Origin of the sequence: Streptomyces tatrensis (genome assembly GCF_049310065.1) — a bacterium.
Taxonomy (GTDB): Bacteria; Actinomycetota; Actinomycetes; order Streptomycetales; family Streptomycetaceae; genus Streptomyces.
Genome location: NZ_JBMDLB010000007.1, coordinates 576,761 through 592,592, shown reverse-complemented (window position 1 = coordinate 592,592; position 15,832 = coordinate 576,761). Strand labels below are relative to the sequence as shown.

Below are 15,832 nucleotides of genomic sequence, written 5' to 3'. Positions count from 1 at the left end.
CCGACTGTGCCTGTCGGCTCCAGCCGTCGGGCGGGTGGAGCCGACAGAAGGGTCAGCCGCAGGCGGCGGTCAGCGCGGCGGTGAACTCCGCGGCCAGCTCGGTGATCACGGGGAGGTCGAAGGCCAGCGAGTTGTACTGCAGCCAGCACCGCAGGCCGCCGTCCGGCAGCTCGACCACGGTCAGCTCGGGCACGCCCCGGTCGCCGCCCGGCAGCGGCCACGGGACGGTGCTCCCGCGCGGGAGTTCCCAGGGCTCGCAGGCCAGGCCGGGCAGTTGGGCGGGCGCGGCCCACGCCTCGTAGCGGAGCCATGCCGCGAACGGCACGGACGGGCTGAACTCGGCGAACGGGTAGAGCTGGTGGTCCAGGGCCTCGCTGTAGACCGTCCGCAGCCGGTCCACCAGCTCGGCGAAACCGGGTCCGCCGCTCGCGTCCACCCGCAGCAGCAGCGACTGGACGAAGCAGCCCACCGTCCGCTCGATGTCCGGGCGCGGGCGACCGGGCACCGGGGTCATCACGACCAGATCGGGACGGCCGCTGCGGCTCGCCAGCAGTCCGGTCCAGGCCGCCGTGACGGCCAGGAAGGGGGTGGCGCCCAGCTCGGCCGCCCGGGCCCGCAGGGCTTCGACCAACGGCGCCGACACCTCGAACTCGTGCGCCTGGGTGAGTACTTCCTCCACCGCCCGGCGGCCGGCGAACTGCTCCACGGCCTCCGGCGCCCCGGCCAGCGAGGCCTGGAAGTGGGCCCGGGAGGCCGGCCAGTGCGCGTTCGCCCGGTCCACCAACTCCTGGTAGCCCGGGCCCGAGCGGGCCGGCGGGGCCGAGCGGCCCCGCCGCAGCGCGGAGTAGAACACCCCGAGGTCGGCCAGCAGTACACCGATCGACCAGCCGTCGGAGACCATGTGGTGCACCGCGACCAGCACCACGTGGTCGGTATCCGACCGGCTGACCACCAGGAGGCGTGCCATCGGGTCACTGGCCAGATCGGTGAGCCTGTCGCGTTCGAGGAGCAGGAGGGCGTCCACTTCCGCGTCCGTGGCCCCCGGAGCCCGGGTCAGCGTGATCCGGACCCGGGGCTCCTCGTCCAGCACCGCCCGTACGACTCCCTCACCCACCGCCTCGAACCGGGTCCGCAGCGCCGGATGACGCCGGACCGCCTCGGTGAGCGCCAGGCCCAGGGTCTCCGGTTCCAGCCGGTCGGTCACCCGGAACAGCGCCGTCACCGCGCCGGCGTCCCGCCCCGGAGCCTCCGCCATCCAGCGGAAGAAGTTCTCCTGCTGCGAGGTCAGCGCCACGGCGTGCGGCTGCGCACGCAGTGCGGCCAGGTAGGGCGTCACGGTCGTCTCCGCCCCGTCGGACCCACCGCCGGTAGCGGTCCGCCGCCGGTCGGGGTGGTCCACCCAGGTGGCCTGCGAGCGCAGCGAGGGCCGCTCGAAGACCGTGGCGGTGCTCGCCCGGACTCCGAACTCGCCGCTGATGCCGGTGGCGAGCTGGACGGCCCGGAACGAGTCGCCGCCGAGCGCGAAGAACTCGGCGGCCACGTCGGTGACGGGCCGGCCCAGCAGCCGTCGCCAGAGCGCGGCCAACCGCAGCTCCGTCGGGGAGGCCGGGGCGACCGCAGGGCCAAAGGACTCCGCAGGCGCGTCGAACAGGGGGCGGAGCCGGTGCTTGACCACCTTGCCGCTCGGATTCCTGGGCAGGTCGCCGGCGAGCAGGATCCGGACCGGCAGTTCGGGCCGGCTCAACCGGGCGCTCAGGAACAGCCGGAGCTCGTCCAGGTCCACACCGCCGGGCCCGGCCACCACGACCGCCACCGGGACGGCGCCCATCACGGGGTGCGGCAGCCCGAGCGCGGCGGCGTCGGCGACCGCGGGGTGCTCGTGCAGCACCTCCTCGATCCGCAGGGTGGAGACCTTCAGCGCACCGCTCTTGATGACGTCGCTCTCCCGGTCGACCAAGTACAGGTAGCCGTCCGGGTCGAGGCGGCCGACATCGCCCATCCGCACCCAGCCGTCCCGGAACACGCGGGCGCTCTCCCCGGCGGCGCCCAGGTAGCCCCGGGGCGGTCCGGGCTGGCGCAGCCAGACCTCGCCGACCTGCCCGGCGGGGAGCGGCAGCCCCTCCTCGTCGAGGATCCGGAGGTCGCGGGGGTCCGCCGGCCGGCCCAGCGAGCCGGGGCGGCGGGCGTCGACCACGGTGGAGATCTGCGCGGGCGAGGCCTCGGCGGAGGTGTAGGTGTTGACCAGCGTCGCGCCCGGCAGCGCGGCGGCCAGCGCGGCCGCCACCGGTACGGGCAAGGCGGCGGCGGAGGAGTTGACCAGGCGCAGACTGCTCAGGTCGTACCGGCCGGCGGCGCCGGCGTTGACCAGCTCGATCGCCATCGAGGGCACCAGGAAGGCGGTGCCGATCCCGAACTTCTCGACCGCGACGGCGAACTGGTCCGCGTCGAAGCGCGGCAGGCTGAGCACGGTGGGCGCGGCGGTCAGCGCGCCCAGCAGCATCACCTGACCCGCGTTGGTCCCGATCGGGAAGGCGTGCAGGGCGTGCCGCGAGTGCGCGTAGGCGCGGTGGCGGGGGTGGGCGACGAGGCCCGCGGTCAGGTTGCCGTGCGCGGCGAGCACGCCCTTGGGCGCGCCGGTGGTGCCGGAGGTACCGATCACCTGGGCCGGGTCGGCCGGGCCGACCCGGTGCGGCGGCCCGGCCGGCGGCTCGGGGTGCGCCGCCAGCAGGGCGTCCAGCCGCAGGTCCACCAGTCCGGGGAGGGCGGGCAGACCACTCCCGGACCGGCCGTGACCATGACCGGGGTCCTGACCCGCATCGTCACCCTCGTCGTCACCGTCCCGCAGGACCGTGGCGGCTCCGGCCAGCGCGGCCAGGGCGGCGGCATCGGTCTCGGACAGGTCCTCGCGGACCGGTACGGGCACTCCGCCCGCGTACTGGACGGCGAGGAAGCCGACGGCGTACCGCTCCCAGCGCGTGTTGGAGAACCGCAGCACCACCCGGTCGCCCGGTCCGACCCCGGCGGCGGCCAGCCCTGCGGCAGCGCGCAGCGCCTCCTCGCGCCAACGGCGGTAGCTGATCTCCCCGCCGCCGAGGACCTGCAGTGCTGTGCGGTCGGGGTGTTCGGCGGCCCGGGCGTCGAGGAGTTCCGGGACGGTCGTCGCGGCGGGCGGCAGGGTGGTGGCGATGGCGGGCTCCGGTGTGATTCGTGGGAGGTGGTCGGGGAAGGAGCGGGCAGGGTCAGGCCAGCCGGTCGGCGGTCTCCTCCTCGCTGAGGGCATCGATCTCCGCGATCAGCAGGGCCTCGATCCGGGCCGCCAGGGCGGCCGGGGTGGGGCTCTCGAAGACGTCGCGGATCGACACGTCGAGGCCGACGCCGGCCCGGATGCGGGCGGCGACCCTGGTCACCAGGAGCGAGTCCCCGCCGAGGGCGAGGAAATCGTCCAGCACGCCGACCTTCGGTACGCCGAGCACCTCCTGCCAGAGGTCGACCACCAGGGCCTCCGCATCGCTGCGGGGCGCCAGGTAACCGGAGGCGGCGCCCGCCGGGTCCGGGTCGGGCAGGGCCGCGGTGTCGAGCTTGCCGTTCGTGGTCAGCGGGAGGGTGTCGAGCGGCACCACGGCGTCCGGCACCATGAAGGCCGGCAGCCGCAGCGCCAGGTACTCGCGCAGGTCGCCCGGCCCAGGCGCGGCTTCGTCCCCCTGTTCGGCGGTCCGGCGCAGGACGGCGTACGCGATCAGCCGACGGCCGTCGCGGACCAGTACGGCCGCCCGGCCGACCGCCGGGTGGGAGGTGAGGGCGGCCTCGATCTCGGCCGGCTCGATCCGGTATCCGCGGATCTTCACCTGGCCGTCGGCGCGGCCGAGGAACTCCAACTGCCCGTCGGTGCGCCACCGGGCGCGGTCGCCCGTGCGGTACATCCGGCCGTCCGGGGCCTCGGTGAACGGATCCGGGAGGAAGGCCTCCGCGGTGAGCTCGGGCCGGGCCAGGTAGCCACGGGCGAGGCCGTTGCCGCCGATGTACAGCTCGCCCTCGGAGCCGGTGGGCAGCAGGCTGCCGCGCTCGTCCAGGAGGTAGAGCCGCACCCCCGGCAGCGGACGGCCGAGCGGCGGGCGCCGATCGGCGGCGGGCCCGCTGCCCGGGCGGTCACCGGCGTCGCCGACATCGCCGTAGGGGCCGCCGGCGAGTTCGCCCGCGGTGACGATGACGGTGGCCTCGGTCGGGCCGTAGGTGTTGACCAGCCGTACGGTGTCGCCGTGCCGCTCCCGCCACTGGGCGAGGGTGGCGGCGTGCGCCTCGGAGCCCCCGAGGACCACCAGGCGCAGCGCCGGCGGCCACGGGGTCTGCTCACCGAGCGACACCAGTTCCTGCCAGTACGCGGTGGGCAGGTCGAGTACGGTGACGGACCGTCCGGCCTCGCTGCGCAGCAGGTCGGGCAGCATCCGGCCGCCGCCGGGCAGCAGGACGACACAGGCGCCCGCGGTGAGGGCGGGCCAGATCTCCTCGGCGTGGGTGTCGAAGCCGATGGAGGCGAACTGGACGATCCGGTCGCCCGGCCGGAGCCGGTAGCCCTCCGGTCCGGCCATCCACCGGACCCGCTCGGCCAGAGAAGCGTGCTCGACGGCGACGCCCTTGGGAGTACCGGTGGAGCCCGAGGTGTAGAGGACGTACGCGAGGCCGCCCGGGTCGCTCCCGGGCAGCGCGGCCGCCGCGGGCCCCGTGTCCGGATCGCCGATGCCCAGTACGGGGACTCCCGGTGCAGGGAGTCCCGGCGCAGGTACTGCCAGGACCGGGACTCCGAGGTCCGGACGCTCGCCCCCGGTGAGCAGCAGCGCGGCGTCCGCCTCGGCGAGCATCAGCCGCTGGCGCTCGGCCGGGTGCGCGGGGTCGAGCGGCAGGTACCCGGCGCCCGCCTTCCAGATCGCCAGCAGGGCGGTGACCAGGTCGAAGGACGGCTCGATCCGGACGCCTACCGCGCGGCCGGCCACGGGGCCCAGCCGGCGCGCCAACTCATCCGACGCGCGGTCGAGTTCGGCGTAGGTGAGGACGCTGCCCGCGCACTCGAGGGCGGGTGCGCCGGGGCGGATGGCGACCTGGTCGGCGAAGCCGCGCAGGATCGGGAGGGCGCCCTCGGTGACGGCGGGGCCGGCGCCGAGGGCGAGGAGCGCGGCACGCTCCTCCTCGGCCGGCAGCCAGTCGCCGTGGAGCGGGACCTCCACGTCCACGACGACCCGGGCGAGCAGGTGACGGACCCGGCGCGCCAGGGCCTCGACCGTCGCGCGCTCGAAGAGCTCCCGGTCGAAGCAGAACGAGAGCGTCATCCCGCCGTCCGGGGTACGCCAACTGTCCAACAGGAGATCGGTCTTGGCCCGGTCGAATCCGGAGTCCATGCTCGCCGTCCGGACGCCCGCGGGCAGCGAGGTCCGCTCGTCGGCGCCGGCCAGCTCGTACTGGCTCTGGTGGACGAACACCGCTTGGTAGAGCGGGCCGACGCCGGGCAGCACGGGCAGCCCCAGTTCGGCGGCCACCCGCTCGACCGGGATGTCCTGATGGGTCAGCGCGGCCATCGTGGCGGAGCGCACCCGGCGCAGCACCGTGCGGAAGTCGGGCTCGCCGGTGAGGTCCGCACGGATCACCCCGGTGCGGGAGAAGTAGCCGAGCAGCGCCTCGTGAGCGGTCTCGTTGCGGCCGGCCAGCGGGGTGCCGACGGCGAAGTCGTAGCAGCCGCTCCAGCGGGCCAGCACGCTCTGGTAGGCGGCGAGCAGCACCATGAACGGGGTGCAGCGCTGCTCGCGGGCCAGTGCGTCCAGTCCCGCGACGAGCTCGGGGGCGAGGGCGAGGTCGCAGAAGCCGGCCGGGTGGGTGGGCTCGGCGGGCCGGGGGCGGTCCAGCGGCATCCGCAGGGCGCTGACACCGGTCAGCCGCCCGCTCCAGTGCCGGACCGCCTCCTCGGTGGCGCCGCCGTCCAGCCTGATCCGCTCGGCGTGCGCGAAGTCGCCGAACTGGAGCTTGAGGGCGGGGAGTTCGGCCGGACCCTCACCGGTCTCCTCGCGGTACAGCGCGAGCAGCTCGCGCCACAGCACGGTGAACGACCAGCCGTCGGAGACGATGTGGTGGACCACCACGCTCAGGGCGTGCTCGTGCTCACCGGCACTGACCAGCACGGCCCGCAGCGGCGGGCGCTCGGCGAGGTCGAAGGGGGCGTTGACGAAGGGGGCGCAGGCCGCGGTGAAGGATTCCTCCGCGGCATCCGGTATCGGGACCCGGGCGAGTTCGACGTCCCGTACGGGCTCGACGAGTTGGACGGGCTGTTCGCCGTCCAGGGCGAACCGGGTGCGCAGCACCTGGTGCCGCGCGGTGAGCCGGGTGAGTGCCGCGCTCAGCGCCCGCGGGTCGATCGGCCCGCTCCAGCGCCGGTTGAGGTACATGTTGAACCCGGCGTCCTCGGGATGAAGTTGCTGGAGGAACCAGAGGCGGCGCTGCTCGTCGGTCAGCGGGTGCCGGGCGATCGGGGCCGGGGCCGGGGTCGGGGTCGGAGTCGGAGAGGTCATGCGGTCATCTCGCCTTTCGCGCGGGCCTGCAGGGTCTCCAGGCCGATCAGGTCGTCGGACTCGGCGTCCGGGACGTCCCGGTCGAAGCGGGCCAGGACGGGAATGCAGAGGCTGATCAGGACCAGTGCGGCCATGGCGAGGCCGAACACCAGGTAGAGCAGGCCGATGCCGCGCCCGTCGCCGGTGCCGATCAGTGCGCCGATGCTGGAGGCCAGTGCGCCGCCCTCGTCCATCAGGGGCTGGAGCAGTTCGGGTCCGGCCGGGGCGACCAGGGCGAAGCCGATCGGCAGCGTGGACCAGGCGACCAGGGTGTTCACCGCGATCACCCGGCCGTGGAAGCGCATCGGCACCTTGGTCTGGATGACCGTCGCGTAGATGCCGTTGAGCAGGGCCAGTCCGTAGGTCATGCCGAACGCGCCGGCGGCCACCACGGTCACCGAGGGCCGCAGGCCGGTGACGACGCAGGCGGCGGCGAGACCGAGGGTGGCGAACAGGACCCCGCGCAGGCGCATCCGGCGCGGTCCTCCCCAGACCAGCAGGGTGAGGCCGCCGAGGACGGCGCCCAGGCCTGCCGCGGTGGAGACCCAGCCGGCCGCGGCGGTCGAGGAGAAGGAGAGCACCAGCGGGGTGATGAGCAGGAAGAGCGGCGAGAGGAAGATGTTCAGCGCCGCGAACCAGAACAGCATGGCCCTGAAGTGGCGGCTTCCCAGCGCTCGTTGGAAGCCGGCCCGGATCTCGGCGCCGACGCTCTCGCGGCGCCTGGCGGCCATCACGTCGGGGAAGCGCACCGCCAGGGTGACCCCGGTGGCGACCACGTAGCTGACGACGTCGAAGACCAGGATGCCGCCGAGGCCGATCACGTGCAGGATGCCGACCGCGATGAGCGGTACGAGGAACTGGGCGAGGCCGAGGGCCATCTGGACCACACCGTTGGCGCGTCCGAGGAAGCGCTTGGGCACCAGCTGCGGTACCGCCGAGCCCCAGGCGACGCGCTGGAAGGCGAGCGCGGCGGAGAGCAGGGAGATCATCACGTAGCAGTGCCAGATCTCCAGGGCATCGCTCAGGTAGAGCCCGAGCAAGGCCGCCTGGGTCAGGCCGGCCGCGACGTCGCCCCACAGCATCACCCGGCGGCGGTCGCCGCGGTCGACGATGGCGCCGGCCAGCGGGGCGACCACGATGCCGGGCACCAGGCCGAAGGCGGCGAGCATGCCGAGCTGGAACAGCGAGCCGGTCTGCAGGTAGATCCAGATCGGCAGGGCGAACTCGGTGAGGGCCGAGCCGATCATCGAGAGCTGCTGGCCGGTGGCGATGGCCAGGAAGCGGCCCATGGTCGGGTGTACGGGGCGGCGCACACGCGCCTTCCGGAACTTCCCCCGCTTCCCCGGCCCCGCACTTGGTTCCGGGCCGGATCCCGCACCTGATTCCGCACCCGATTCCGGACCGGACTCCAGCTCGAGGCCAGGCTCCGCGGCGGCGTCGCGGGAGAGGCCCGCCAGCCACCAGGTGGCGTCGGCGGTGCGTTCGTGGCGCGCCTCCTCGCCGGCGGCGATCGAGCGGTGCACCCCGGTCACGATGCCGGCCAACTCCTGGGCACGGTACTTGAGGTAGAAGTGCCCGGCTTCGTCCAGGACCACCACGGCGGCGGTCCCGGTGATGCGGTGCCACTCGCGGAACCGCTCCTCGTAGAACTCGGTCGCCGGATCGCGGTCGCCGCAGACGGCGATCACCGGCGCCGTGATGGCGCCGCCCTCGCTCTCGTACAGGTCGCCGAAGTAGCGCTCGGCGCCCTTGGTGCCGACCCGGCGGTTGTGCACGATCAGCCGCAGCTGCTCCTCATCGACCTCGTCCACGTCGAGGCCGGCCGCTGCCAGGGCGTTGATCATGCCCTGGTCGCTGCGCAGGCGGGCGGACAGCTCGGCGAAGCGCTCGGCCAGCGCGGCGCCGCGGCCCTTCGGGCGTGCGAACGGGAAGATGCCTCCGAGGTGGACGGCGTCGATCTCCCGCCCGGCCGCCTCCACCCGGCGGGCGATCTCCACGGTCAGCCGGACGCCGACCCCGCAGTGCCCGTAGAGCACCAGCGGTCCGGCGACGTTCGCGACGATCTCCTCGGCGCAGAGCCGGGCGACCTCGTCGATGTCCATCGCCTCCTCGCCCAGCTCGTGGCCGGGGACGGCGATGGAGTGCAGGGCCCAGTCGGCCGGCATGGCGTCGGCGAGCGGCTTGTAGATCAGTGCGCTGCCGCCGCCGTAGGGGGCGCACACCACGGTGGCGGACGCCCGGCGGCGTTCGGGGGTGAGCAGGTGCAGCAGCCGGCGCGGGCCGCGGTCCGCCTCGGGGGTGGCCACCAGCTCGGCGAGCCGGCGGACCGTCGGGTGCTTGAAGAGGTCCATCACGCCGACCGGGGTGGCCAGGTCGGGGAAGGCCCGGCGCATCCGGGCGACCACCTGGGTGGCGAGCAGGGAGTGGCCCCCGAGCTCGAAGAAGTCGTCGAGCGCGCCCACCCGGGGGAGGTCCAGCAGGTCCGCCCACATGGCGGCGATCACCTGCTCGGTCCCCTCCTCGGGGTCTACGTGGCTGCCGGCGGACGGGCCGTCGGCGGGCGCCGGCAGCGCCTTCCGGTCGACCTTGCCGTGGGCGAGCAGGGGCAGCCGCTCCAGCACCACGTAGCGGGCCGGGACCATGTAGTCCGGCAGGACCTCGCCGAGGGTGGCGCGCAGTTCGGCGGCGGCCGGAGGTTCGCCTCCGGCGGGGCGTTCCAGGTAGGCGACGAGGCTCTGCTTGACGCCCTCGCCGCGGGCCAGGACCACCGCCTGGGTGATCCCGGGCAGGGCGGTCAGCGCGGCCTCGATCTCGCCGGGCTCGACCCGGTAGCCGCGGACCTTGATCTGGTCGTCGCCGCGGCCGAGGTAGTCCAGGGTTCCGTCGGCGCGCCAGCGCGCCAGGTCGCCGGTCCGGTACATCCGCGGGCCGGAGCTCCCCGGAGTGCCCCGGTCGGGGCCGTACGGGTCGGCCGCGGACGGCTCCGCCCCGGCCGGGTCGGCGTACGGATCGGCCGGGTCGGCGTACGGATCGGGCAGGAACCGCTCGGCGGTCAGGTCCGGCCGCCCGAGGTAGCCCCGGGCCAGCCGGTCCCCGCCCAGGTACAACTCGCCGGTGACGCCCGGCGGAACGGGGTTGCGGGCCTCGTCCAGCACGTAGCAGCGGCCGCCGGCGAGCGGGCTGCCGATCGGGGTGTTGCCCGGCGCGTTCAGGCCTTCGGCGGTGACCTCGTGGACGGTGATCCCGACCGTCGCCTCGGTCGGCCCGTAGTGGTTGAACACCGTGCACCGGCCCAGTGCGGCGATGCCCGCCGCCCAGGACCAGCTGCTGGCCTCGCCGCCGAGGACCAGCGTACGGCGGGGCAGCAGCCGCTCGATCGGTGCGTCGGCGGTCAGCGCGGCCAGGTGGGAGGGCGTCATCTTCAGGTGGTCGATGCCGGCCCGCTCGATCTCCGCGGCCAGTTCCACGCCCGCGATCCGGCGCGGCAGCAGGTGCACCCGGCCGCCGGTCGTGAGCGCCAGGTAGAGCATGGTCATGCTGAAGTCGAAGGAGAGCGACTGCAGCAGCCCGAAGGAGGCCCCCGGCTCGATCCGCAGCCGCTCGCCCGCGCCCGCCAGATAGTTGAGGATCTGGCGGTGCTGTACGGCCACACCCTTGGGGGCGCCGGTGGAGCCGGAGGTGTAGATCACGTACGCGAGGTGGTCGGCGCCCGAGACCTCCTCCAGCGGCGTCCCCTCCCACTCCGCCGCGTCGCCGTACCCGTTGTCGCCCTTGTCTTCATCGCCGGTCAGCAGGTCGACGGCCGCGTGGTCGCCGAACCGGGCCCGCAGCACGGAGTCGGTGATCAGGACCTTGGCCCCGGCATCGGCCACCAGGTGGGCGAGCCGGGCGGGAGGCTGCTCGGGGTCGAGCGGCAGGTAGCCGCCGCCGGCCTTGAGTACGGCGACCAGGGCGACCGCCAGCTCGGGGGACTGCTCCAGGCATACGGCCACCCGGTCGTCCGCGCCCACGCCCAGGGCCCGGAGGCGCCGGGCCATGGCATTGGCGCGCCGGTCGAGGTCGCCGTAGGTCATCGTGCGGTCCTCGAAGACCAGGGCCGGCGCGTCGGGCGTCCGGGCCGCCGAGCGGGCCAGCGCCTGGGTGAGCGTGGCGGGACCGCCCTGCGGCAGCGCGGGACCGGTGGACCAGGTCTCCAGTACGGCCGTCCGCTCGGCCGCGTCGAGCAGCGGGAGCCGGTCGACCGGCAGCGCGGGATCGGCGACGCCGGCCGCGGTCAGCAGCTCGAACCGCTCCGCGAGGCGTTCGACGGTGGCGGCGTCGAAGAGGTCGGTGCGGTAGGTGAGCAGGCCGTAGAGGCCGCCGTCGGGCTCCTCGCGCATGTAGAGGGCGAGGTCGGCGTGGGTGGTGGTGGCTTCGTAGCCGAAGCCCTCGGAGTCCAGGCCCGCGGCGGGGGTGGTGGCGCGGTCACCGTAGTTCTGGAAGGCGAAGGTGGTCTGGAAGACGGCGGCGCGGCTGACGTCGCGTTCCACCGCGAGGTCGCTGACCATCTGCTCGAACGGCACCTCCTGGTGCGCGTACGCGTCGAGCGTGGTCTCGCGGACCCGGCTGATCAGGCGGCCGAAGTCGAGGTCGGCGGAGAGCCGGGCCCGGATCGGCAGCATGTTGACGAACGCCCCGACCACGCCTTCGAGTTCATGGTGGAGCCGGCCGGCGACCGCGGAGCCGACGGCGAAGTCGCGCTGGCCGCTGTGCCGGCCCAGCAGGGCCTGGAACGCGGCCATCAGCACCATGTACGTGGAGGCGCCGTACGCGCGTGCCACCTCGCTGATCTGACGGGAGAGTTCGGCGCTCCAGTGGAACTCGGTCGCGGCCCCGTCGAAGGTGAAGAGCGGCGGGCGAGGCCGGTCGGAGGGCAGCTCCAGGGCCGGGACGCCGTCGAGTTCGCCCCGCCAGTGCTCACGGGAGGCGGCGAGCTGCCCGTTCTCCAGACGGTCGCGCTGCCAGGCCGCGTAGTCCCCGAACTGGACGGGCAGGGCGGGCAGTTCATTCGGGGCGCCGTGGGCGTGGTGGGCGTAGAGGAGGTCGAGCTCGCGGTTGAGGAGGTCGATCGACCACCCGTCGCAGATGATGTGGTGCATCACCAGGGCCAGTACGTGGTCGTCCTCGGCGATCCGGACCACCAGGGCGCGCAGCAGCGGACCGGTCTGGAGGTCGAAGGGTTCGGCGATCAGCGCGCCGAGTTCGGCGGCGGCGCGCGCCTGGGGATCCGGGTCCGCGACGGCGTCCAGGTGCTGGGCGGCGAACGGCGCCGGCCCGGCGACCCGGGCCTCGGCGGTGCCGGCCTCGGTGGTGCGGAAGGTCATCCGCAGGCTCTCGTGCCGGGCCACCAGATCGGTCAGCGCGGCATCCAGCGCGGAGCGGTCGAAGGGGCCCCGGAGGCGGCGGGCCGGCGCCAGCGTGTAGGCCGTGGAGCCGGGAGCGAACTGGTCCATGAACCAGAGCCGTTCCTGGCCGCTGGAGAGCGGCGGAGCGGTGTCCGCCGGGCGGGGGTCCACCACCCGGGCGGGGGCCGCGGCGCCGCGCAGCCGCCTGCTGAGGAGGGCGCGTTTGGCTGCGGACCAGTCGGCGGGCAGGTCCTGGGTATCCGTCATCGAGTTCCTGTTCGGGCGTGCGGAGGGGGATCGGAGGGTGCGGGCGCGGTGCGGCGCGGTGCGGCGCGTGCGGGCGCGGCGGGGGCCGGGCACGGCCGAGTGGCCCGTGCCCGGCGTACGGGGCGCAGGGCCTACCGGCGCTCGCGGACGGCAGCGGCGATGCCGGCCGGGGTCGGGACGTCGAAGAAGACGTCGAAGTCCAGTTCCACGCCGAGCGCGTCGCGGATCCGGGAGGCGATCTGGATGACCGTCAGCGAGTGTCCGCCGAGGTCGAACAGGTCGTCCTCGGGGCCGACATCGGGCAGGTTCAGCACCTCGGCCCAGATCCGGCGGACCGTTCCGGTCGTCTCGTCGCCACCGTCGGCGTCGGCGTCGGCGTCGGCGTCGGCGTCGTCGTCCGAGGCCTGTGGTGCCGGAGCCTCGCGCGGCGGTACCGGCAGGGCCCGGCGGTCCAGCTTGCCGTTCGGGGTGAGCGGCAGGCGGTCCATGGTGAGCCAGCGCTGCGGCACCATCGCGGCCGGCAGCGTGCGCATCAGGTGGTCGCGCAGGTCGGCGGGGGCGGGCGACGGGGAGCCGGCGGCGGGGACCAGGTAGCCGGCCAGGAACGGCTCGCCGTCCTCCTCGGTGCGGACGGCCACGGCGGCCTCGGCGAGTGCCGGGTGCTCCAGCAGCGCGGACTCGATCTCGCCGAGTTCGATCCGGTGACCGCGGATCTTGACCTGGTCGTCGATCCGGCCGAGGAAGTCGAGTTCGCCGTCGGGCGTCCGGACGGCGCGGTCCCCGGTGCGGTAGAGCCGGGCTCCGGGCGGACCGAACGGGCTCTGCACGAAGCGCTCGGCGGTGAGTTCGGGCCGGCCGAGGTATCCGTGAGCGACCCCGTCCCCGCCGATGAGCAGCTCCCCGGGGATGCCGAGCGGGGTGGGGGTCAGCTGCTCGTCGACGACGTAGACCTGGGTGTTGGCGATCGGGCCGCCGATCCTGACGTGCTCGGGCACGGCGGGGAGTTCGGAGCAGGTGGACCAGATGGTGGTCTCGGTGGGCCCGTACACATTGAACAACCGGGCGGTGCGGGACCGCAGTTCACGGGCGAGGGGAAGCGGCAGCGCCTCCCCGCCGGCCAGGCCGGTGACGGCGGCGAGCGCGTCGGTGGCGTTCCCCGCCGCGAGCATCACCCGCCATCCGGACGGGGTGGCCTGTACGTGGGTGACGCCCTCGGCGCCGATCAGCGCGAGCAGGCCGGGTCCGTCGACGGCGAGGCCGTCCGGGGCCAGGACCAGGCGGGCACCGGTGATCAGCGGCAGGTAGAGCTCCAGCGCGGAGATGTCGAAGGAGAGCGAGGTCAATCCGAGCCAGGCGTGCCGAGGGCCCGAGTCGAACCGGTCGGCGAAGGAGGTGAGCAGGTTGACCAGGGCCCGGTGCCCGACCGCGACGCCCTTGGGGCGGCCCGTGGAGCCGGAGGTGTAGAGGACGTACGCCACGTCGTCCGGACCGGGGGAGGCGCCGGGGGCGGCCTCGGTGGCGGCCTCGGCCGGGTCCTGCGCCGATGGCGCCGGGAGCCGTAGGACCGCGGGGGCGGCGGCGGCCACCAGGGGCGAGGGCTCGCGGTCGGCGAGCACCAGAACGGCTCCGGAGTCGCGCAGGACGAGGGCGAGGCGCTCGGCCGGATAGCCGGGGTCCAGGGGCAGGTACGCCGCGCCGGTGGCGAGGACGGCGAGCAGCGCGGCGGGGAGGTCGGCGGTCCGGTCCAAATGGAGAGCTACCAGGTCGCCGGGTCTGACTCCGCCGGCGCGCAGTGCCCCGGCCAACTGGTCGGCGCGGGCCAGCAGTTCTCGGTAATCGAAGTGCCGACCCGCAGCGCTGACCGCGATCGCCCCGGGGGTGGCGGCGGCCTGGGCGCGGATCAGGTCGAGCACGGTCCGGTGGGCCGGGTAGGCCCGGTCGGTGGCGTTCGGCGCGGTGGTGACGGCCCGGAGCTCGGCGGCGTCCAGCAGCGGCAGGTCGAGCAGCCGGGCGCCGGGGTCGGCGACGGCGCCGGCGAGCAGGGTGCTGTAGTGGCCGGCGATCCGGCGGGCGGCGTCCGGGGCGAGCACGGCCGGGTCGTAGTGCAGGCTGAAATCGATGCCGCCGCCCGGGGCGTCGCCGGCCGTCGGGGTTTCGACGATCTGGAGGTGGAGGGTGTTGCGGGCGGTGCGGTTGTGCACGGCCCAGGCGATCCGGGCACCGGTGTCGGCGAAGTCCGGGTCGGGGCCGCGCCGGCGGTATCCGAGCGAGACGGCGGTCAGGCCGACACGGGGGCCCAGTCCGGCGACGGCGGCGCCGAAGGGCACGCTCCGGTACGGATAGCCGGCCCGCAACTCGGCCCGGACGGCGGCGGCGAAGTCGGTGAAGGTCTGTGACGCATCGGCTGCGGGAGCGTGGACGGGCAGTTCATTGACGAACAGCCCTATCTCCTCACGGAGTTCGGGAGTCCGGGTGGAAAGCGGAACGGACACCGGGACCGCCTCGCCGCCGTACCGGCGCAGCAGCCCGTGCAGGGCCGCGAGCAGGAACTCGAAGACCGTGGTGCCGCCGAGGGCGGCTGCGGCGGCCAGCTCGGCCACCTCGGCGCCGTCCAGGCGCCACTCGACCGTCTCACCGGCCCCGGCGACGATCGGGGTGCGCGACACACCGGGCAGCACCGGGTCGGTGGCGGCGGCCCAACGCGGCCCGTACCACTCGGCGGCTCTCCGTACGGTGGCCGGATCCGCGGTCGGCGCGGTCGGTACGGGCCGCGGCGGAGCGAACGCAGCCGGTGCGGGCGGTGCGGTGGTCACGAGAAGGGGTGCCGCGCCGTACGCGGCGGCGAGATCCCTGGTCAGGACGTCCTTGGAGTTGCCGTCGAAGACCGAGTGGTGGGCCGTGACCAGCAGCTCGGCGCTGCCGTCGGAGCGCCGGTGCAGGGTGAATCGGCTGAGCGGGCCGGTCTCCAGGAAGAACGGACGAGCAGCCTCCTCCTCCAGCCGCTTCTCCAGGTCGGCCTCGTCTCCGGGCGCTTCGAGCTCCACCAGTCCGGGCCGCTGCGCCGCGGGTTCCTGCCAGACCTGGCCATCATGCTCCACGAGCCTTGCAGCGAGGGCCGGATGACGCTCGGTCACGGCATCCACGGCGCGGACCAGCGCCGCCGTGTCGATCCGGTCGAAGGAGATCCGCACCGGCATGTGGAACGCCTCGCGGGCCAGTCCCAGCCGATCGGTCAGCCAGACGCCCTGCTGGGCCGGCGAGGCGGGTCTGCGGTCGGGCGAGGGGAGGAGTTCGGACATTCAGCGGCTCACTTAGGACGTCGGAGCAGGGTGGCGGAGCAGCACGGGTGAACGTGCGGACGCGGCATTGGGCGCGGGCTACCGCACGTCGGGTTTCGGACGCCAACGGCAGGCTGCGGCGGTCGGGTTCGGCGAGGTACCGGCCACCTCATGACTTCCGGCCCTCCCCCGGGGGCCGGCCGATGGCCGTGAGCGGTCAGGACCACCGGACGTCCCGAAATCCCCCGGGACGTCCGGACAACTCGGGCCCCCGCCCGATGAAGACAATTGGTCCAGACCTGTCGTGAGATTC

Annotated in this window: 4 protein-coding genes; all 4 read right to left on the bottom strand. The window is 74.4% G+C overall.

Going from position 1 to position 15,832, the window contains the following annotated elements:
- Positions 1–52: 52 nt before the first annotated feature.
- On the bottom strand, positions 53–3,280 hold the full coding sequence (locus ACODT5_RS06325) for an AMP-binding protein (protein WP_422518195.1): 3,228 nt from the start codon (positions 3,278–3,280) through the stop codon (positions 53–55).
- Positions 3,240–6,551, bottom strand: coding sequence for an amino acid adenylation domain-containing protein (locus tag ACODT5_RS06320; protein WP_422518194.1), 3,312 nt, complete (start codon positions 6,549–6,551; stop codon positions 3,240–3,242). Before ACODT5_RS06320 ends, ACODT5_RS06325 begins: the two co-directional genes overlap by 41 nt.
- Positions 6,548–12,241, bottom strand: a complete 5,694-nt coding sequence (locus ACODT5_RS06315) for a non-ribosomal peptide synthetase/MFS transporter (protein WP_422518193.1) — start codon at positions 12,239–12,241, stop codon at positions 6,548–6,550. The genes ACODT5_RS06320 and ACODT5_RS06315 overlap by 4 nt, the downstream gene beginning before the upstream one ends.
- Positions 12,242–12,372: 131 nt before the next feature.
- Complete coding sequence (locus ACODT5_RS06310; protein ID WP_422518192.1) at positions 12,373–15,540, bottom strand: non-ribosomal peptide synthetase; 3,168 nt, start codon at positions 15,538–15,540, stop codon at positions 12,373–12,375.
- Positions 15,541–15,832 lie beyond the last annotated feature (292 nt).

What these genes read in the sequence shown, in the direction of transcription:
- ACODT5_RS06325 (WP_422518195.1), bottom strand. Translation starts at nt 3,280, where the DNA reads ATGCCCTCAGCGAGGAGGAGACCGCCGACCGGCTGGCCTGACCCTGCC.
- ACODT5_RS06320 (WP_422518194.1), bottom strand. Translation starts at nt 6,551, where the DNA reads ATGACCTCTCCGACTCCGACCCCGACCCCGGCCCCGGCCCCGATCGCC.
- ACODT5_RS06315 (WP_422518193.1), bottom strand. Translation starts at nt 12,241, where the DNA reads ATGACGGATACCCAGGACCTGCCCGCCGACTGGTCCGCAGCCAAACGC.
- ACODT5_RS06310 (WP_422518192.1), bottom strand. Translation starts at nt 15,540, where the DNA reads ATGTCCGAACTCCTCCCCTCGCCCGACCGCAGACCCGCCTCGCCGGCC.